Below are 20,458 nucleotides of genomic sequence, written 5' to 3' on the forward strand. Positions count from 1 at the left end.
CCCAGTGCTACGCGTCGTGAACGGGAATTACCAAACACCTCGGCGCGAAAAATCCATAGTTCTTTTGGACTAAGGCGCGTTCATTCAAGGTGGTTGCTTATATCTTGTAAATACTTGAAACTTTAATGATCAAAACTTGGGATGCCTCCTGATTGCAGAACTGGTTGTCGCTCCTGAATCCTCGTGCCGCCCAATTGGATTTAAAACTTTATGAACATTCAACCCGTAATTCTTTGCGGCGGCTCCGGTACCCGGCTGTGGCCGCTCTCTCGGGAAAAACATCCCAAACAGCTGTTAGCACTGATCAGCGACGACTCACTCTTGCAGGCGACGGTTCGCCGCTTGGATGGCCTGCAGGCTGGCCAGAACATGGCGTTGAATGACCCCATCGTGGTGTCTAACGAGGAATACCGGTTTGTAATTGCCGAGCAGATGCGAGTGATGGGCCGCCCCGCTACGATCTTGCTGGAACCAACAGGGCGAAATACGGCACCGGCCTTGACGCTGGCCGCGCTAGCAGCTAACCAAGACGAAGCAGATGCAGTACTCCTGGTGATGCCGGCGGACCATATCATGCTGGACACAGCAGCCTTTCTCATTGCCGTTCGCCAAGGAGCGGAACTGGCAGAAAAAGGTCTGATAGTCACCTTTGGTATCACCCCAGATGCGCCAGAGACCAGTTATGGCTACATTCAGGCAGGCAAGCCTCATCATGGAGCTCAGCGCATCGCCCGTTTTGTGGAGAAGCCCGATTTGGCTACCGCCCAGTTTTACCTGGATGCTGGCTCCTATATGTGGAACAGCGGCATTTTCATGATGCGGGCATCGACCTGGCTGTCAGCCATTGACGCATGCCGAGCCGACATACTGCTGGCCTGCCATACCGCTTGGGAGCAACGCAAAGTTGATGGCGAATTTGTGCGCGTGAACAAGGATGCGTTTGCTCTGTGCCCCAGTGACTCCATCGACTATGCCGTTATGGAAAACCTGGCCGCAGGCAAAGAGAACCCTGACGTAAAAGCTTCGCTGCCTGTCGGCGTGGTGATCCCGCTCAGCGCAGGCTGGTCAGATGTCGGCTCGTGGGATGCGCTGTGGCAGGTGCTGCCCAAGGACGCCGACGGAAATGCCGCGCAGGGAGATGTGCTGTTGCAAGATTGCGCCAACACGCTCGCTGTGTCCGAAAGCCGCCTGATTGCCTGCGTCGGCGTGAGCGATCTGATCGTGGTGGAAACGGCTGACGCCATTTTGGTGACGCACAAAGATAAAACGCAAGACGTCAAGAAAGTTGTGGATATCCTCAAGGCGCAGGGCAGGTCAGAGTGCAGGATTCACCGCAAGGTGTTTCGTCCCTGGGGCTGGTACGACGAGGTGGACGCGGGAATGCGCTTTCAGGTCAAGCGAATTGTGGTCAAACCGCAAGGGATTTTGTCGCTGCAAATGCACCACCACCGCGCTGAACACTGGATTGTGGTGAGGGGTACGGCCCGCGTCACCCGCGGTGACGACAGCTTCTTGGTGACAGAAAACCAGTCCACTTTTATTCCACTGGGTACCAAGCATCGTCTGGAAAACCCTGGCCGCATGCCTCTGGAAATGATCGAAGTGCAGTCTGGCTCCTATCTGGATGAAGATGATATTGTGCGTTTTGAAGATGTGTATGGACGCTAGACAACGGTGGCGTCGTCAGCGCTTTTGCGCATGTCTGATACCCACAAAGGGCGCGTCCGGGTTGTTTGCTTGTTCCACCACTTGTTTATTTTCAACTTATTCAAAGATGGTTGATCCGCTCCCGTGTCAAATCCGCAGGGGACAGCGCCCATTGGGTTTTACTCAAAAAAATTGCCATGAACTTGAATCAACGCGCGTGCGCTGATACGCCAATTGACTTGGGCGCTTCATCGCCTTGGCTACGCGAAAAGCTGCACACTTTTCTCGGGCTGCCGTTTGACTTGGTGACGGTCGACGAGACGTGTCGCAAGGTAACCGATGCTGTTGCGAACCAGCAGCGACTTTTTCTAACCACGCCAAATGTAAATTTCGTGGTGACTTGCCTGCGCAGTGCGGCCTTTCGCAATTCGGTGATCGACAGCGACTGGGTGGTGGTGGACGGCATGCCCTTGGTTTGGCTAGGTCGCTGGCTGGGTCTGCCGGTGCCCGAGCGCGTGGCGGGCTCCAGCGTGTTTGAAACGCTGCAATGCACACCTCCGTCGGTTGGGCAACAGAAGTTGAGGGTGTATTTTTTTGGGGGTCCGCCCGGGGCCGCCGGAGATGCGGCGGACAAGATGAACGCCGATACGGTGGGCATGGTGTGCGTTGGATACGCATCGCCCGGGTTTGGTACGGTGGAGAGCATGAGCACACCCGAATTGATCGACGTGATCAACGCTGCGCAAGCCGACTTCCTGGTGGTTGCGCTGGGAGCAGAAAAGGGCCAAGCCTGGATTCAGCGCAATCGCGAGCGCCTGAATGTACCTGTCATCAGCCACCTGGGTGCGGTTGTCAACTTTGCTGCAGGCGGGTTGCGCCGTGCGCCATTTGGCTGGCAGCGTGCGGGGCTTGAATGGCTCTGGCGCATCAAGGAAGAACCCAATTTGTGGCGCCGCTATGCCAAAGATGGCCTGGGGCTTTGCCGATTGATCATGACGCAAGCTGTGCCATGCAAGTGGCACATAGTTGTGGGTCAATTCAATAAACGAAGCCAGGATAAAGCAGGAATCCTCGTTACTCGTGAGAAGCAAAGGGTTTCGATCCATCTTCACGGTGCATGGCTCTGTCAAAAATCAGCTTTTCTGAAAGCTCGATTGGCATTGGTTGTTGATGAGACGCTGCCCATCCATCTGGATTTCTCAAAGCTACAAGATATCGACGCCAAGGTTTTAGGCGACATTTTCATGCTCTTACAACAGCGTCGCAGCCAAGGCAAAGAGCTATGGATTGACCCGGTTCCTCTGAAGGTACGGCGGCTATTTAGCTACTATGGGGTGGATTATTTGCTGGAAGACAAGGCCCCTGCTGTTGCAGTAGGCCAAGATGGCAATAGGATTTTCTGATGCGAAACCATTGCCTCCAGACTCTATTTCACTTCCAATGAGTGCTCACCCTGCGGGAAAATTCAGAAACAGGATCCTCGCGCGCAGGGACTTCTAATCATGAACGCCAAAAACATTCAGATATCGTGTTACTACATTCGCGTGGTGACCAAGATAGCGAACTAGCCATCATTGAGAACGGATCCGACCAGGGTCACCCCAAACTCACGCAGACCTTGGGTCAAGTGGGCCATTTGCGGTACGGAGCTCCTGTTTTGCCGAGCCACCATCAATGCAGCGCCTGCTCGCACAGCCACCGTGTGGGCATCAGAGCATTCACTGGCTGGCGGCGTATCGATGATGATGACATCGAAGTCCTCGCCAAGCGATTGCAGCAACTTTGAGAATTCCTGTCTACCGAGCAACTCCTGCGGATTGGGCGGAATGGCCCCTGCGGGCAGCACTGACAGATCCTGCAATGCCGAAATGCCCACGACAGCTTCTGGTCCGGCGCGGCCGGCCAGCATGTCTGACAGGCCTGCCCTTTTGCCTAAATTAAAAAGCTGATGCTGTCGCGGCAAGCGCATGTCCGCGTCGACCAGTAAAGTACGCCTGCCAAGTTGTGAGAAAACGATAGCCAGATTAGCGGCAATATAGCTGCGGCCCTCCTTTTGACCCGCACTGACAATGGCCAGCCCCTTTCGCTCTGCCTCTGTGTCAAACCAGCGCAACATCAACTGGCTGCGCAAGCCGCGCAACTGCTCTACAGGTCGGCTAGCCGGCTGGTAAGCCGCTACCAATTCGCGACTCAAGTTGCTCTCGCGCCCAAGATAAGGGTAGTCGAACTGGACAGACAGCGCAAAGCGCACATCATCGTCGGTCAGCAATCCAAGAGCCACTCCGGAATCGCCAAAACGTGCACCACGGGTCCGCTGAAACTGCAAAATACGATCAGCATCGGGCAAGGACAGGCGTCCCGCATCTACCAGTATCGTCCCCATGGCGCGGCCGGTTCCGGTCGCCGGCTTGCTGGGAACTGTCAGTGGAACCGACCTGATGATTGATGAGTTATTGGTAGTCATGATGCTAGCCTCCCGTTGCCCAGCGCCAGTTGGCGCGAACCGGAGAGCCTGGTATGCCCCCCACCACTTGATGTGATGCTGGCCAGTACGGGCAAGTCCAGCATGTGCACCAAATCTTCAGTAGACCTCACGCGCCGGTTTGCGAACTCCAGCAATACAGCCAAGGCGACCCCAAGCAGCGTCCCTGCGAACGCAGCAATCAGCAGATTCAAGAGCAACTTCGGACTCGAAGGATCAAGTGGCGCTGTGGCCGTATTGAGGCTTACCGCATTCGTTTGATTGCTAAGACTCTGCAAACGAGTTTGTGATGCGCTCAGGCTCACCGCTTCGTAAGCCCGCTGCGCGGCTTCCACATCCCGCCGGTAAACATTGAGTTCATCGCGCTGCTTGTTAAGCATCAGCACGCGCGTTCTCTGTGCGGCAACCGCGCCTTGCAATTCGCGTTCGCGGTCTTTGCCGACGCGGTAGGTCGTGTCTATAGAGGCCGAAATACGCCCGGTCTCACTAGCCAACCGGCTTCTTATAGACGCCAATTCAGACTCTGCGCGTTGCCGCACGGGATGGTTCACGCCAAGATTTACACTAAGTTCCTGTACCTTGGATTCCAGCCGCGCGACATCGGTTTTCAGGCTGTTGATTAGAGGGCTTTGCATTACTTCAGCAACGGTGTCGCCGCGGGCATTGCGCTTGCTGAAGCTATCCGTTGTTTCGCCTTGCACTGTGGTGAGCTGCGTCGATATTTGCGAGAGTTTCGCGACCTCATAGTCCACCCCGGCATCGTTGCTGACAATGCCGGCTTTTTGCAGGTAATCCGACAGCCGGGACTGGGCCGTTTCAAGCTTGACGCGTAAGGCCTTGGTCTGCTCGTCGAACCATTCCGCGTAGAGCCGGGCTGGCTCGGTTTTCAACGCCAGATTAATATCCAGATAAGCCTGTGCGAAAGCATTGGCTATCGCCGCTGAAGAGTCCGGATCGCTACCCTTGTACGTAATGTTGATAACATTGCTTTCTCTTGCCGGGCGGACGTCCAGTTGTTTTTGAAGCGACGCGGCGAGCCAACTCTCAATGGTTCCGCGGCCATTCGTGCTTTCAAGCCAATCGGCCTTGGTGCGCGGATCTTCGTCAAGCCTGAGAGTCTTTACGACGCGTTCAGCAACCCGGTTACCACTGATGATGTCCATTTGCGTTGCCATGTAACTGGGTGCGACAAGCCCTGGCATCAGAGCTCCAGCGACCGGGTCAGGCGAGCGAACGTCAACCAAAACCGCAGTGTTCGCCGTGTATACCTTGGGCAGCAGCAAACTTACCGCAAGGGCCGCCAATAGCGCGGCAAGCAGAACCGTCACAGCCACACGATAGCGCGCCTGCAAGATCAAAAGGAATTGATGGAGTGTCATGATGGCAGTTTAAAAAAGACTTTCACGAACATAAAGAACGTCTTCAGAGCGAATAAGGTCGGAAAGCTTGGGCACATATTCCACGACCTTGCCGGCCGCATCGCGGCGGTGCAGTCGCAGGCGGTTCTCGCTTCCGCGCACGGTCGGGCCGCCGCCCTGAGCCAGCGCCTGCATCACCGTCATGCCGCGCTCAATACGGTAGGGACCGGGGCGCTGTGCTTCGCCGTAGATATAAAACATCGGCGCCTTGTTGACGTAAAGAGTGTCTCCGCCGGCCAAGATGATGTCGTCCGCTGACTTTTCGTTCAAGAACAGCCCTGGAATGTCTATCACTTGACGAAACGGCTTGCCATCCCTCTGCCCCGTGACGATCAGCACGTCATCGCCGGTAGCGGTAGTACCCCCTGCGGCCGCAAGCATGTCGCTGACCCGCGTGTTGAACGTTTCCAGGGGAAATCGACCCGGTCGGCTCACTTGGCCCAGTACCGCCACCTGACTACCTCGCACCTGTCGCAGCACAATGTTCACTTGCGGAACTTTGACGAATCGCCCGGCGCGCAACGCATCGGCAATTTTTTTCTCTGCCTCAGAGATCGTCAAACCGCCAATCTGAACACTGCCCACCAAGGGGTAACTGATCACTCCACTTTCGGACACTCGTGCATCCACCGAAAGATCAGGGCTCTGATAAACCTGCACCCCGATCGCATCGCCGGCGCCGAGTCGGTAATCCGCCGCGGCTATCGGCGCCGAAGGCGCTACCGATACTACGGGTGCGGGCGCTACCAACGCTTGGGAAGAGGCGCCTGCCTGCGCGAAGGCTGCGCCGCTCAACAGAAAAAATGATGTCATGAAGGAGTAGCGACTAAGGATGTTCATATTTGAACCTTTTAAGCGTGGTCAATCGTCGTCAAATCCCCTGAGAGGGAGCCAGTAAAATTCCTTGCAGCAAGTCTCAATTAACAAGTCACGGCAAGTCTCAATTAACAAGTCACGGCAAGTCTAAAAACTCAATTGCGCCAAAACACCCACCGAATTGCTCACGTAATCGAACCGTGGGTCGTTGGAAGTCCGTTTGTCCCGCTGCACTGAGGCAGCCAACTTCAGCGCGCGAGCGGCTTGCCATTCGAGCGCGAGGGAAGCCAGACGAGTTTTGTCTTTGCGGTCAATGGCCGCAAATCCCGGCAAAGCGCCCCGATAGTCCCGCACACCATGGTCATAACGAAGCCGTACGGCAATTTTCTCTGTTGCCCTCCAGGTCGGAGCGACAAAGAAACGGTAACCTTGGTAATAACTGCTTGTGGTGGTCTGATAACTACCAAGTTCGCGTGCCGCTCCCCAGGTCACGCTGGTCTTCCCGGTAACTGCCCAGATGACATCAGCCTGACCGACAGCGCCAGAAAAATCACGCGCCGAAAGACCATCGTGCGCTCTGTCAAAGTAAGCCAGCCTGGCCTGCACCGTCGTCTTGCCGCTAGGTGCCCAGTCAAGGCGTACCTCATGCTCCCTATCCTTGAATTCGCCGACGGGCGCAACTGATAGAAGGTCGGAGTAATTGCCGCGACCATTTCTAAAGCGGTAGGCAAGTGAGGTTCCTGATGAAAAGACCCGGCGCGCACCGACTTCAAGCCCGCGCACTTTGGAGTCGCCCTCAAACGTAGGCTGGCTACTGGTACTTACACGTTCAAAAACACCGCCCAGAGCTCGCCAGGCACCGTCAATTTCATACTCCGCATCGAGAAGTGTCGAACTCGCGGTACGACGGTTCAGGTTCGACTGCCCCACTCCCTGCCCATTTATCTGCACATCTGCTGTATTGTCAACATATTCGCGCCTATCGCTTGTTAAATTGCCGTGTAAGGCTGGCGTAAAGCTCCAGCGCCAAGCAGCGGCGTAATTAATGCCTGTGAAATCAAGGTTAGTAAAACGTTTGTAACGGTGATCCTCGATGTTGGCATCAAACTCGAAGCGTTGCAGGCCGATAGGCTTGTTGAGCTTGAATCCCAAGGTGGTCACTGCAATGGTGTCCGAGCGGCTTTGCGTTCCGATCAGCGTCTGGGCATTCGAAGAATCCGACAACCGAAACGGGTTGCTATCGTGTTGCACATTTTCACTGGCGTAAAACTGCAGCGTGTCGAGCTCATCGGCTTGCGCACTCAAGCAAAGCAAGCCCAGCAAGGCAATTGGGTAGGGTTTGATGTCGCGAGAAAACTTCACTGAAGAACCCCCGCGCATGACAAGACTATGGATGAATTCACGTTAAACACTCCCTCATTTTTAGACTACCGATAAAAAGCAAAAATTCTATCTTAAGGTCTTGCGTATTACTAAAGCAATAGCTCCTTTACCCTATTGAGCGATAAAGCGGGTCAATAGGCAGAGGCGTCCTTAAAGATTAGCTTTACCGTCTTCAAAATAATGATGAGATCAAGTTGCAACGACCAATTTCGCAAATAGTTCAGATCGAAGTCGATGCGCGATTGCATTTTTTCCAGAGTGTCCGTTTCGCCGCGCTGGCCATTGACCTGAGCCCAGCCGGTGATGCCAGGCCTGACTTTGTGGCGAACCATGTAGCCCTTTATGAGCGTGCGGTAAGTCTCGTTGTGCGCAACCGCGTGTGGACGCGGGCCGACAATACTCATGCGGCCCTGCAACACGTTGATGAACTGCGGCAACTCATCCAGCGAAGTTTTTCGCAAAAAGGCACCCAACCGGGTAACTCGCAAATCATTTTTTCGGGCCTGTTGAATGGCACGGCCATCCTCAATGACGCCCATGGACCGAAATTTGTAAACCAGAATCTGCTCGCCATCCAGACCATAACGTCGCTGCTTGAAAATAGCCGGTCCGGGGGAGCTCCACTTCACCAACAACGCAATCACCAGCATTATGGGAAGAATCAGCAGCAGGATGAGAACGGACAAGACAATGTCGCTCGAACGCTTCAAAAAACCGTTAAGACCACGAAAAGGTGTATCGCAAACCGAGATCACGGTAACGCCGCAGACCGACCCGCTGCGGGCTTGAATCAGGTCAGTGATGAACATATCCGGGACAAAATAGATAGAAGCTGTGGTGTCTTTCAGACCGTCTAGAACCTGCAAAATGCGCGGCCGTGAAGCCATTGGCAAGGAAAGATAGATGGACTGAACCCGGTGTTTCTTGACATAAGCTGGAAGCTCCTCGATCTTGCCCACTAGCTTGTAGTCGTCCTTCACGCCTCTGCGCTCTTCACTACGGTCATCAAAAAAACCCAGCAGATCGATACCCGAATAGGCTGATTTGGAAATCTGCCTGGCAAGGGAAACACCCTGATGGTTAATTCCGACAATAACCGCCCCGCGGGGCGCACCCTGCAGCTTCGCCAACTGGGGCGCGGCTACTCTCAGCGCTAAATGCGCGCCCAATTGGGTGGCCGGCGCAACCCACAACCAGTTGCCAACCACTGCCATCGAAAACCGGTAGAAATATTCCGTGACGTAGCCGGTCAACAGCAGCAGGCTGGCGATCCAGACCCAATGAAAAATGATGCTGAACAGCACTTTCCACAACGGAAGGCGAAGCCTCGAGGTGCCGGGAAAAGTCAGCGAGAACACGATGATCGAAAGAATGAGATAGGGCGGCCCGACAGAATCCTCAAAGTGAAACGCTAGCGCCCAGAGTGAAAAAACCAGTACTAAAGGATCAAGCGCCGCTTCGATTGCAGTAAACACATGGCTGCTTTTCAACCCCAAGGAGCCAGGTGCGCGACGGTCCAGCCAGGCGGACGCAGCATTGACGGGGTTGCTCTCAGCCATCGAGCGTCACCCTGGTTACTTTGGAAACCGCCTGTGCGCGATTGAAAACATTGAGCTTCTGAAAAATACGCTGCATGTGATTTTTCACGGTGAAGCCGCTGATGTTCAAAATAGAACCGATCTCCGAATTGGTCTTTCCCATAGCCACCCAAGCCATGATCTGGGTCTCACGCTCACTCAATCCACTTACATCCTCCGGCGGGATTCGCGCAGACGGCACGGCTGCGCTGCGCTGTTGCGGCAGAAGAACCAGTTGACGTAAAGAGGTGTCAATGAATGGCAGGAGAACCTTGATGGCCGCTCCCGCAGGCCCGGAAGGAATGTCATCGACGCTCAACATGACGTAAAGGCACTCCTGGCGGCTCCTTTCGTCACGCAGGCCATGGATCAAGACCGAGCGCATGCTGCGCAGGGCACTGCAAAACGAACCGGGCAGGCTCGTTTTGCCCAGAAAATACTCAAATTCGCAAAAATTCAGGCGGCATGGTTGACGCTGCGCTGCGACCCAGCAATCATGAAATTTACCCATCAAAAACGGGAGGCTGTCGGTTCCTACGGCGTAGGAGCGAACGCCAGGCAATTCGGACAGGATGTCATGCTGAATGCACCCATCTCGAAAGTTGCCCCAGCCCGCGATCAAAATATCGTGAGGAAGATGGCTCTGCAGATCACCCTGCAACCATCCAAGCAGATCGACGTGTCGCCGGATCACAGCACCCATGCCGATCAGCTCTAAATAGCGCACAGAGTCCTCGCCCGAAGGCAGCGCGTGAGAATTCATGATGACGTACCACTCCTCAATTATTTTTACGTTTCCCGGCCTGAAATCGCACTCCCAGTCCGTGCGGCGACGTACAAAGAATCTCATAATTCTCTGCGGTACGCAACCGCGTGGTAAAAAACCACGCGTAGAAAATCAGGCTAAAGTTCTGCAGGACATCGCCGCCTTGCTTGTAAGACTAAAGCTTGCCGATTTCTTCGCTTCGAGTGATAAAAGTTATTTCAAACTGTTCTCATTCGTTAATCAATGCTCTAAAAAAGATACATTTCGCAACAATTTGTTTCTGTGAATCATCCGTCAGCGGCGTCAGGCCGCCACACAAGCACGAGAGGTTTTGTCTAAATTTCGCGAAAGTGCGAGGCAACGGGAAGCACCAAAGTGCAAAGCGAATTGAAGTGCATTCACACAAAACTGTGGCCGAATTTTCGGGTGCTTCTCTGCGACACCATCTCTGCAAGAGGCGACACCGCCAAAGCACACCCGGCGCCCGCTAAACTGTGGCTCGGTGCCGCATGCCAGTGAGCCCCTAACGACCAATCCGACAAACCTTCAATCAACCAAGAAGACTGCCCGACCATGAATATCGTCATCACCGGCGGAGCCGGATTTCTGGGCGCCAGGCTCGCCCGCCAGCTGCTCGAATGCGGCCAGCTGTCATTGGCCGGCAGCCCACTGCAAACCATCCAGACCATCACGCTGGTCGACCGGGCGGCGCCAACCGCCGCGCTGGCTGGCGACAGCCGCATCCGCGTGGTAATCGGCGACCTCAACCAGCTTCTGGAAGAAAATCAGGCTGCAGCCCAAATAGTACGGGCGCAAGACGCTATCATTTTTCATCTTGCCGCCGCGGTCAGCGGTGAATGCGAAGCGGATTTTGACCTGGGCATGCGCAGCAATCTAGACGCAACCCGGGCCTTGCTGCAGGCCTGCCGCGCCCTAAAAACAGCACCCACTGTGGTGTTTGCCAGCTCACTGGCCGTGTTCGGCAATTCGCCCGAACAGCCACTGCCGGCGGTAATTGACGACCGGACGCTGCCGACCCCGCAAAACAGCTACGGCATCCAGAAGTTCATCAGCGAGCAATTAATAGCCGATTACGCGCGCAAGGGCTTCATCCGCGGCCGCAACGTTCGCCTGATGACTGTCAGCGTGCGGCCCGGCAAGCCCAACGCCGCCGCGTCCAGCTTCCTGAGCGGCATGATCCGCGAGCCGCTGGCGGGCCTCAAGGGCTCTTGCCCGGTGCCGCCGGACACCGCCGTTGCCTTGTCCTCGCCCGGACGCACGGTCGATGGGCTGCTACGCGCCGCCGAGGCCAGCGATGCCGAATGGGGCGCCCGCACGGCCATCAACCTGCCGGCGCTGAAGACAACTGCGGGTGAAATGGCTGCGGCGTTAGAGCGCGTTGCCAGCAAAGCCGCCACCGCGCTGATCGATTGGACACCTGATCCTCAAATCCAGAAAATCGTGACGAGTTGGCCGGCCCATATTGATGCGGCCCGGGCGCGCGGGCTGGGCCTGCTGCCCGACGACAGTTTTGAATCCATCGTCAGGGATTACGTCCGCGAAAATCCGGATGCGATCTCGGTCGCGCTGCGCCCTTGATTTAACGACACCAAGCCGACATTACTTATTGACTAGCCGCGCTGGCACGCTCAACGTCAGCATGGCGCCAAGTACCAGCGAGACAGCCAGCAGATACATGCCTGCATTTGTGCTTTGCGTCATGTCCTTCAACCAGCCAACTGCAAAGGGACTGACAAAGCCTGCGAGATTTCCCAGGGAGTTGATCAGTGCAATCCCGGCGGCAGCGCCGACGCCGGCGAGAAACGACGTCGGCAGACTCCAGAACAATGGCAGCGTCGTCAGAATGCCCATGGTTGCCAGCGTCAAGGCGGCCATGGCCAATACCGTGCTTTGCCCCCAGAGCACGCTGAGCACCAGGCCGACCGCGCCCAGCAATGCCGGAACTGCAATGTGCCAGCGCCGTTCCCGGGTGCGATCAGCACTGCGGGATACCAGAATCATTGCCACCACTGCACAGCCGTAGGGAATTGCCGTCAGCAGGCCGATTTGCAACGCATCTTTCACACCGGTGGCCTTGATGATGGTTGGCAACCAGAAGCTGACACCGTAAAGACCCATCACAAAGCTGAAATAAATCAGGCTCATCAGCCACACGCGAGGGTCGGCGAACACCGCCTTGATGGAGAGGTCCGGCTTGCTCGCGTTCTCCACCACGATATTGCGCTCAAGCAGCGCTTTTTCTTCTGCCGTGAGCCATTTCGCGTGGTCGATGCGATCATCCAGATAGAAAAATGTGGCGATACCTATTAGCACCGACGGCAGACCTTCAAGAACAAAGAGCCACTGCCAGTCTTTCAGCCCTGCCACGCCCCCAAAGCTGTGCATGATCCAGCCCGACAGCGGCCCACCGATAACCCCTGACAGTGCGATCGCGCTCATGAACAACGCGGTCATTCGGGCGCGACGTTCGGCCGGATACCAATAAGTCAAATACAAAATAATGCCGGGAAAGAACCCCGCCTCTGCAACACCCAGCAGGAAACGCAGCACGTAAAAACTTGTTGCCGACGTGACAAACATCATCCCCGCAGAAATCAGGCCCCAAGTCACCATGATGCGGGCAATCCAGATGCGCGCGCCAACCCGGTGCAAGATCACATTGCTGGGGACTTCGAACAGAAAATAGCCCAGGAAAAAAATGCCTGCTCCCAACCCATAGACCGTCTCGCTGAATTGCAGGTCCTGCAGCATCTGCAGCTTGGCGAATCCGACATTGACGCGATCAAGGTACGAGACGACATAGCAAAGCAACAAAAACGGGATAAGGCGCCAACCGACCTTGTTGTAGGTGGCAGTTTCAAAGCTGTCTGCAGGTCGGCGCGACCCTTCAACAGCATCAGGCGATTTTGTTTCCATGTTGTCTCCTCTTTAAAGAGCTGCCCGCTTGCTGTCCAGGATTGAGCCAGCATCAACGCCCATAGCCGGAGTCTACTTCGACTTTTCTGCCTGAACGAGCACTGCATTGATGGCGCTTTTAACTATGCGGGCGTCGAGCGCTTTGCCATGCGCCGGCCTATCAATCGGGCCGTCGGTTCGGCGATCCGAAGCCTGCTTCCGTTACACTTCGGCGGTCAGGAGAGAGTTTTCACCTCGAAAACCGCCGAAGGCGCATGTCGCACCCCCAATGGTGTACTGAACGCTCAGGCAAAAGGACTGACAACCGTCTTTGCGGCGCCTGGCGCCTCAAGACGTTCCCTACTGGAGAGAGGCCGTTTTCAAAACGGTCCACCGAAGGAGCAAGCCCGCATCGCCGGGTGAATCTCTCAGGTAAAGTGGACAGCAGGGGCAGCTCATGACCAATTCGTCATGCATTCATGTTTGCCCCTCGCGGAGAACGCCATGTCCGATTCCAATTCCAATTCTGCTTTTTCTGCCCCCCCGCAAGCTCTGCTCAAAACGCCGCTGCACGCGCTGCACACGGAGCTTGGCGCGCGCATGGTGCCCTTTGCCGGCTACAGCATGCCGGTCCAGTATCCGGCCGGTCTGATGGCCGAGCACCTGCACACGCGCACCGCCGCCGGCCTGTTTGACGTCTCGCACATGGGGCAGTTGCGGCTGGTCGGCGCTGATGCGGCCGCGGCGCTGGAAAGCCTGATTCCGGTGGATGTCATCGACTTGTCCGTGGGCAAGCAGCGCTACGGCCTGCTGCTCAATGACGAGGGCGGCATCATCGATGACCTGATGTTTTTCAACCGGGGCAAGGGCGAGATTTTCGTGATCGTCAATGGCGCCTGCAAGGTTGGCGACATCGCGCACATCCAGGACAAGATTGGCAAGCGCTGTCAGGTGATCGCCATGCCGGAGATGGCTTTGTTGGCGCTGCAAGGCCCGCAAGCCGTCAACGCGCTCGCCCGCCTGGCGCCCGGCGTGGAAAAGCTGGTTTTCATGACCGGCGGCAACTTCAGCGTGAACACCGGCACGCAAAAGATAGCTGTGTTCCTCACCCGCAGCGGCTACACCGGCGAAGACGGGTTTGAGATTTCAGTCCATGGCGAACAGGCCGAGGCCTTGGCCAGAGCCCTGCTGGCGCAGCCCGAGGTCAAACCCGTTGGGCTGGGCGCGCGCAACTCGCTTAGGCTTGAAGCGGGCTTGTGCCTGTACGGCAATGACATCGACTCGGGCACCACGCCGGTGGAAGCGGCGCTGAACTGGGCGATTCAAAAAGTCAGGCGCTCGGGAGGCGCGCGCGCCGGCGGATTTCCGGGCGCCGACAAAATTCTGGCGCAACTGGCCGACCCCGCCAGCACCCTCCATAAAAAGCGCGTGGGCCTCATGGCGCTCGAACGCATTCCAGTGCGCGAGCACACCACGCTGCACAGCACGGACGGCGCGTCCATCGGCGAAGTAAGCAGCGGCCTGCTGGGGCCCACCATCAACCAGCCAGTTGCCATGGGCTATGTCAAAGCAGAGTTTGCCGTCATAGGCACGCGAATCAATGCCATGGTGCGCGGCAAAGCGGTGCCGATGCAAGTATCGGCCATGCCTTTTGTCCCCACCCGCTACCACCGCGCCTAAAGCGTTCGGTATCTCGGCTTTCAATAGCTTTCTTTCCCACGCATTAAAACTTTTGGAGAATTCCCATGACCGTCAAGTACACCGAAGACCATGAATGGCTCAAAATCGAAGGTGATTCCGCTACCGTCGGCATCACCGTTCACGCGCAAGACGCGCTCGGCGATGTGGTGTTTGTGGACCTGCCCGCCGTGGGCAGCGTGCTGGCCCAAAAAGAAACGGCAGGTGTCGTGGAGTCGGTCAAGGCCGCTGCCGACGTGTACATGCCAGTCAGCGGCGAAGTCACCGAAGTCAACGATGCGCTGCGCGATGCCCCCTCGCTGGCCAACAGCGACCCGTTGGGCGCCGGCTGGTTCTTCAAGATCAAGTTGTCTGATCCCGCCCAGCTCGATGCGCTGATGGACGAGACCAGCTACACCAAGTTTTCTGCGTAGGTAAGTAATGGCAATGGCTCCCGCGCCTGTCCCACCGCGTCCGGGGCTGCGCAACTTAAGTGCCGGCTTTTTCTCCTCCCCTCCCCGTTTCTAGGACTTTTATGTTGATGCAATCCGCCAAGCCGCTGGGTGAGCTTGAGAACCCTGCCGAATTCATCGCACGCCACATCGGCATTGATGAGGCCGATGAAGTTCACATGCTCAGCGTAGTGGGTTCAGCCTCGCGCCGGGCACTGATCGACGGCATTGTTCCGCGCGCCATCGCGCGCAGCCGCGCCATGCTTATCCCCCCCCCCGTGACCGAGGCCGCAGCACTCAGGCAGCTCAAGGCGATTGCTGCCAAAAACCAGGTTTTCAAAAGTTTTATCGGCCAGGGCTACTACGGCACCTACACGCCCGGCGTCATCTTGCGCAACGTCCTTGAAAACCCCGCCTGGTACACCGCTTACACGCCCTACCAGGCCGAGATTTCACAAGGGCGCCTGGAAGCGTTGATCAACTTCCAGACCATGGTGTGCGACCTGACCGGCATGACTATCGCCAACGCCTCCATGCTCGACGAAGCCACGGCCGCCGCCGAAGCCATGACGCTGGCCAAGCGCAGCGTCAAATCCAAAAGCAACGTCTTCATCGTCGCCGGCGACTGCCATCCGCAAACCATCGAAGTAATCCAGACCCGCGCCAAGCCGCTGGGCATTGAAGTCAAGGTCAGCACCGCCTCTGCCACCGTGCCCCAGCTCATGGCCTCAGGCGATTACTTCGGCGTGCTGGCGCAATACCCGGCCACCACCGGCATGATTCATGACCTGCGGCCACTGGCCGGCAAGGCGCACACCGACAACGCAGCCCTCTGCGTCGCCGCCGACCTGCTGGCGCTGACGCTGCTTGCGCCACCAGGCGAATGGGACGCCGACATTGTGCTGGGCAGCACCCAGCGCTTTGGCATGCCCATGGGCAATGGCGGCCCGCATGCCGCCTACCTCGCTTGCCGCGACGAGTTCAAGCGCTCACTGCCCGGCCGCCTCGTCGGCGTCAGCGTCGACAGCCACGGCAACCCGACTTACCGGCTGGCGCTGCAAACGCGCGAACAGCACATTCGCCGTGAAAAAGCCACGTCCAACATCTGCACCGCGCAGGTGCTGCCCGCCGTAGTTGCCAGCATGTACGCGGTCTACCACGGCCCACGGGGCCTGCAGCGCATTGCCGAGCGCGTAGCCGCTTACACCGCGCTGTTTGTGCGCGGCCTGCAAGCGCTGGGCTACCAAATCACCAACGCAGGCGCCTTTGACTCGGTCACGATCAGGACCGGCGATGCTACTAATTTAATAGCTACTCGCGCTTGTCAGGCGGGGGCTAACCTTAGATTTCGCCTGAAAAACCACCTGGGTGTGTCGCTCGACGAAACCACCACTCGCAGCGATATAGAACTGCTCTGGTCCTTCTTTGCGCAGCCCGGTCAAACCGTGCCGGTCGTCAGTGCGTTTGAAAAAGGCGTCGAGTCGCTGATCCCCGCGGCCCTGCGCCGCAGCAGCGCATTCCTGACGCACCCAGTGTTCAATACCCACCATTCCGAAACCGGCATGCTGCGCTACATCCGCCAGCTTGGCGACAAAGACCTGGCGCTGGACCGCAGCATGATTCCGCTGGGCAGCTGCACCATGAAGCTCAACGCGACCAGCGAAATGATGCCGATCACCTGGCCCGAGTTTGCCAACATTCATCCTTTCGCACCGCAGGACCAGTTGGGCGGCTACGCCGAGCTTGACCAGCAGCTGCGCGACTGGCTGTGCCAGGCCACCGGTTACGCGGGCATCAGCCTGCAACCCAACGCCGGCTCGCAGGGCGAGTACGCCGGTCTGCTGGTCATCAAAGCCTTTCATGAAGCGAATGGCCAGGGCCATCGCAACATCTGCCTGATTCCCTCATCAGCGCATGGCACCAACCCGGCCAGCGCGCAGATGGCCGGCATGACGGTGGTCGTCACCGCCTGTGACGTACACGGCAACGTGGACATGGCCGACCTGACAGCCAAATGCGAAAAGCACAGCGCCAACCTGGCCTGCATGATGATCACCTACCCCAGCACGCACGGCGTGTTTGAAACCCATGTGCAGGATCTTTGCCAGTTAGTGCATTTGCACGGCGGCCGCGTCTATGTCGACGGCGCCAACATGAACGCGCTGGTCGGCGTGGCGGCTCCCGGCGAGTTTGGCGGCGACGTCAGCCACCTGAATCTGCACAAGACCTTCTGCATTCCGCACGGCGGCGGCGGGCCAGGCGTGGGCCCGGTGTGCGTGGTGGCCGACCTGGTGCCCTACCTGCCCGGCCATGCCACGGCAGGTATTCCGGTCAATGGCGTCGGTGCTATTTCAGCTGCACCTTTGGGCAATGCGGCCGTGTTGCCGATCAGCTGGATGTACTGCCGCATGATGGGCGCCGAAGGCCTGACCCAGGCCACCGAGATCGCCATCTTGAGCGCCAACTACATCAGTTCTCGGCTTAAAGATCACTACCCCACGCTGTACGGCAGTGAAAACGGGCATGTGGCCCACGAATGCATCCTTGACCTGCGCCCGCTGAAGGAAACCAGCGGCATTGTGGCCGAAGACGTCGCCAAACGCCTGATGGACTACGGTTTTCATGCACCGACATTGAGCTTCCCCGTGCCCGGCACGCTGATGGTCGAACCCACCGAAAGCGAAACTCTGGCCGAACTGGACCGCTTCATCAACGCCATGATTGCCATTCGCGAAGAGATTCGCCTCGTCGAAAAAGGCACTTGGCCGCAAGACAACAACCCGCTGAAACACGCGCCGCACACCGCAGCCAGCCTGCTGGGGCCTGAATGGGACAGGCCGTATTCACGTGAACTCGCCGCCTTCCCGCTGGCGACTCTCAAGCAGGTCAAGTACTGGCCGCCTGTAGGCCGGGTTGACAACGTCTACGGCGACCGCAACCTGTCTTGCAGTTGCGTGCCGGTTGGCGACTACGCCTGAGGAAGGTGCTGCGTCGGGGTGCAACGGGCTCGCTCTAGAGCGGACTTTGACATCTGCAGCTTGGGTATCGGCAATGCGGCGCCGATTTCGACCAGTGCTGCAACCGTACCCGGTGCTGAATCGAGCTGCGTTCGGCCTGCTGTTCTGCGGCCGAACGCCATTCATGAATTTTTGGTCAACTAATTTTCCATTTTTGTATTGGCTAAGGCTGTAGCCGAATAACTAAGCGCGCGAGTAGCTACTAAATTGATAGCGTTATGGTTTTGCTGGCTTGGACTGGCCGCAGTTAGCCCAAGCCAGCAAAGTCATTGCACAAATCCGCCAGAAATCAGCCTCCAGCCACCGATCTCAATATGGGTTCGTCGCGCGCTCACCCATAAATCGCGCGCAATGGTATTTGTCGGGGGCTCGCTTGGCTACGCAGTTTGAAGACTGATCTAGATCAATACTTAGCAAGACAAACGCGTTATCGTGATCTCTTTACGAAGGAGACAACTATGACGAAGCACACCGAACTAGTCTATTGCAGAGAACGCATGATCAATGTGGATCTTCGGCAAGGATTTCATAAGTGCGTTCAAGAAAATCAATGCTTTAGCGATGATCCCTGCCCATTAAATGGAGAGTTTCACCAACCTCCTGCGAACATAGATGGCGCTGCTCGTGTGGTGGTATCCAGCAAAAGACCGGCTTGAGCACCTCAATCTGCCATAGCACCACGCATCACCGTAAAAACAGACAAAATCCGCCACTAGCCCAAGCAGTACGGGCGCAAGCCGCTATGAAATAAATAGCAAAATGAATCCGCACCGGGCCTGTGGAAGTCCAGCGCGAAGCCTTTCTCAGGCGTAATTGCTGACCGGGCGCGTCCTGCGGTCCAGGCATTGCATGATTGGCCGTGGCTCAGGGCATGATCTCCACATATTCATAAACTTCACACTCCATGATCTGCTTGCGCACGGGCAGTGTGGCACGGTCAAACCAGGCTTGCGGGTTGTGCTTTTCGATCTCGCGGCCCATAAAACGGATCAACTCGCAGATCGGTTCGACCACATTGGTGCGGTAGCGTTCGTCCTGCTTGACATAGCCGAGGTACAGGTTTTTCATGCAATTGCCACGGCACCATGAAAACGCCTCGCAACCGTCGCAAGGCATGGCAGGGGTGGGCTGCAGCGGGCTTTTTTTCAGCCAGTTGCCTCTAACATCGCCCATCTTCATTTCGGGCGCGTACATCATGTCGGGGCAGGGATAAATCTCGCCGCTGGGCATGACGTTGAGCAAGTGGGTGGACACGCGGCACTGGGTGCGCCCGGCATACAGTTCTTGTGCGCGGGTCGGGAAAAGCTTGTTGCGCACCATGCCCATCAGCGGAATCAGCGGGTACAGCACATCGGTGCGCGAGAAAAACTTGTCGATCAGTTGCACCAGCACCGCCTGGCGTTTGGCCACCGAGTCGCCGCCATACTGCTCATCGGCCACAAACTGCCAGTACAGGTAGTCAAACGGCGTGTCCTCCTTGACCAGCTGGTCCAGTTCGTCAAAACAGGTGTCAGGATTGCCCCAGGTGACCCGGGCGGTGATGGAGCCGCCCACTTTTGCGCGAACTTCCCGAAGGTTTTTCATCACCTGGCGGTAGATGCCGCGTCCCCGGTAGCCGTCGGTAGTGGCTTCGCCCCCGTCAATCGAGGCCAGCACATTGGACAGCCGGCTCAAGGTCTCGTCTGGCAGTTTCGAGATCAATGTGGCGTTGGTCTGCAGCTGAAAGCGAAAGTGCGGGAAGCGCTTCATCACCTCCAGCATCAGTGGCTTGTTCAGCGTGGGCTCACCCCCATAGAACGTCACGTAGACCTCCTTGCCCAACAAATGCTTGTCAACGAAGGCACAGAGTTGCTCAATGTCGTATTCCACATGAACCTGGGAGCCCAAGACCTCGCCCACGCCCAATGAGCAATAGCTGCATTTGAGGTTGCATTTAAGGGTGGTCAGCAATTGCAGCTCGACCCGGCCGCCTACGATGGGGTTGACGTCTGATTGCGGGATGTTCGCTTTGACGGTGTCTGAATAGAAGTGAATCGGTGTCGAGTTATGCATTAGTTGGCGTGAAGGTCTGGGAGATCGGAAGGCAGATATGCGCATCGAAAATGCGGGTGCGCGGCGAAGAGGCCGCCTCTTGCGGGCGCAAATGATAAGCGCCCCCGCGGTGAAAAAAAGCTGTTGTGGCACCGTAGCGACGACTGCGGCGGCTGTGAATGCTGTTTGCTTGACCCAATCGACATTGAGGCCGATTTGATGCTCAACGAAGTAACGGCTGTGGGGCCACCAGTTCAACTTTGTACGCCCGCACTT

At 57.0% G+C, this 20,458-nt stretch carries 15 protein-coding genes and 2 riboswitches; of the genes, 7 read left to right on the plus strand and 8 right to left on the minus strand.

Translation table 11 applies throughout. From position 1 onward, the window contains the following. Positions 1–210 precede the first annotated feature (210 nt). Together HHJ18_RS09285 and HHJ18_RS09290 are read left to right on the plus strand one after the other, a co-directional pair. Positions 211–1,668: a mannose-1-phosphate guanylyltransferase/mannose-6-phosphate isomerase gene (locus tag HHJ18_RS09285; RefSeq protein WP_296914311.1), complete on the plus strand. Its 1,458-nt coding sequence runs from the start codon at positions 211–213 to the stop codon at positions 1,666–1,668. Positions 1,669–1,844: 176 nt separating this feature from the next. Then, on the plus strand, positions 1,845–3,050 hold the full coding sequence (locus HHJ18_RS09290) for a WecB/TagA/CpsF family glycosyltransferase (RefSeq protein WP_296914314.1): 1,206 nt from the start codon (positions 1,845–1,847) through the stop codon (positions 3,048–3,050). A 161-nt stretch (positions 3,051–3,211) separates the two neighbouring features. Here HHJ18_RS09290 and epsG read toward each other — a convergent pair whose 3' ends face one another. The 6 genes from epsG to epsA all read right to left on the minus strand — a co-directional run bounded on the left by epsG (position 3,212) and on the right by epsA (position 10,086). Continuing rightward, positions 3,212–4,111, minus strand: coding sequence for a chain length determinant protein tyrosine kinase EpsG (epsG, locus tag HHJ18_RS09295; RefSeq protein WP_296914317.1), 900 nt, complete (start codon positions 4,109–4,111; stop codon positions 3,212–3,214). Further along, positions 4,108–5,508, minus strand: a complete 1,401-nt coding sequence (epsF, locus tag HHJ18_RS09300; RefSeq protein ID WP_296914320.1) for a chain length determinant protein EpsF — start codon at positions 5,506–5,508, stop codon at positions 4,108–4,110. The genes epsG and epsF overlap by 4 nt, the downstream gene beginning before the upstream one ends. 9 nt (positions 5,509–5,517) lie before the next feature. After that, on the minus strand, positions 5,518–6,387 hold the full coding sequence (gene epsE / locus HHJ18_RS09305; protein ID WP_296914322.1) for a polysaccharide export protein EpsE: 870 nt from the start codon (positions 6,385–6,387) through the stop codon (positions 5,518–5,520). Positions 6,388–6,510: 123 nt separating this feature from the next. After that, positions 6,511–7,725 carry an XrtB/PEP-CTERM-associated polysaccharide biosynthesis outer membrane protein EpsL gene (epsL, locus tag HHJ18_RS09310; protein WP_296914325.1) on the minus strand — a complete coding sequence of 405 codons (1,215 nt, stop codon included), beginning with the start codon at positions 7,723–7,725 and terminating at the stop codon, positions 6,511–6,513. A 152-nt stretch (positions 7,726–7,877) separates the two neighbouring features. Continuing rightward, positions 7,878–9,305: an undecaprenyl-phosphate glucose phosphotransferase gene (locus tag HHJ18_RS09315; RefSeq protein WP_296914328.1), complete on the minus strand. Its 1,428-nt coding sequence runs from the start codon at positions 9,303–9,305 to the stop codon at positions 7,878–7,880. Continuing rightward, positions 9,298–10,086, minus strand: coding sequence for an XrtB/PEP-CTERM-associated transcriptional regulator EpsA (epsA, locus tag HHJ18_RS09320; protein WP_296914331.1), 789 nt, complete (start codon positions 10,084–10,086; stop codon positions 9,298–9,300). Before epsA ends, HHJ18_RS09315 begins: the two co-directional genes overlap by 8 nt. A 576-nt stretch (positions 10,087–10,662) precedes the next feature. Here epsA and denD point away from each other — a divergent pair. Then, positions 10,663–11,688, plus strand: a complete 1,026-nt coding sequence (denD, locus tag HHJ18_RS09325) for a D-erythronate dehydrogenase (RefSeq protein ID WP_296914334.1) — start codon at positions 10,663–10,665, stop codon at positions 11,686–11,688. A gap of 21 nt (positions 11,689–11,709) precedes the next feature. On the opposite strand, the gene HHJ18_RS09330 is transcribed toward denD, so the two are convergent. Continuing rightward, positions 11,710–13,026, minus strand: coding sequence for an MFS transporter (locus HHJ18_RS09330; RefSeq protein WP_296914337.1), 1,317 nt, complete (start codon positions 13,024–13,026; stop codon positions 11,710–11,712). Positions 13,027–13,232: 206 nt separating this feature from the next. After that, positions 13,233–13,336: riboswitch (glycine riboswitch) on the plus strand. Positions 13,337–13,358: 22 nt separating this feature from the next. Continuing rightward, a riboswitch (glycine riboswitch) is annotated at positions 13,359–13,460 on the plus strand. A gap of 49 nt (positions 13,461–13,509) precedes the next feature. On the opposite strand from HHJ18_RS09330, the gene gcvT reads away from it, so the two are divergent. The 4 genes from gcvT to HHJ18_RS09350 all read left to right on the plus strand — a co-directional run bounded on the left by gcvT (position 13,510) and on the right by HHJ18_RS09350 (position 18,807). Next, complete coding sequence (gene gcvT, locus HHJ18_RS09335; protein ID WP_296914340.1) at positions 13,510–14,685, plus strand: glycine cleavage system aminomethyltransferase GcvT; 1,176 nt, start codon at positions 13,510–13,512, stop codon at positions 14,683–14,685. Positions 14,686–14,750: 65 nt separating this feature from the next. After that, the gene (gene gcvH / locus HHJ18_RS09340; protein WP_296914343.1) at positions 14,751–15,116 is read left to right on the plus strand and encodes a glycine cleavage system protein GcvH; all 366 of its coding nucleotides are present in this window, start codon (positions 14,751–14,753) and stop codon (positions 15,114–15,116) included. Between the two features lie 101 nt (positions 15,117–15,217). Further along, on the plus strand, positions 15,218–18,112 hold the full coding sequence (gcvP, locus tag HHJ18_RS09345) for an aminomethyl-transferring glycine dehydrogenase (RefSeq protein WP_296914346.1): 2,895 nt from the start codon (positions 15,218–15,220) through the stop codon (positions 18,110–18,112). A 497-nt stretch (positions 18,113–18,609) separates the two neighbouring features. Next, positions 18,610–18,807 (plus strand): hypothetical protein, encoded by a 198-nt coding sequence (locus HHJ18_RS09350; protein ID WP_296914349.1) that lies wholly within the window; start codon positions 18,610–18,612, stop codon positions 18,805–18,807. A 208-nt stretch (positions 18,808–19,015) separates the two neighbouring features. Here HHJ18_RS09350 and HHJ18_RS09355 read toward each other — a convergent pair whose 3' ends face one another. Beyond that, positions 19,016–20,203 carry an SPASM domain-containing protein gene (locus HHJ18_RS09355; protein ID WP_296914351.1) on the minus strand — a complete coding sequence of 396 codons (1,188 nt, stop codon included), beginning with the start codon at positions 20,201–20,203 and terminating at the stop codon, positions 19,016–19,018. Positions 20,204–20,458: the final 255 nt, after the last annotated feature.

It is taken from the genome of Polaromonas sp. (genome assembly GCF_012927455.1).
GTDB lineage: Bacteria > Pseudomonadota > Gammaproteobacteria > Burkholderiales > Burkholderiaceae_C > Polaromonas.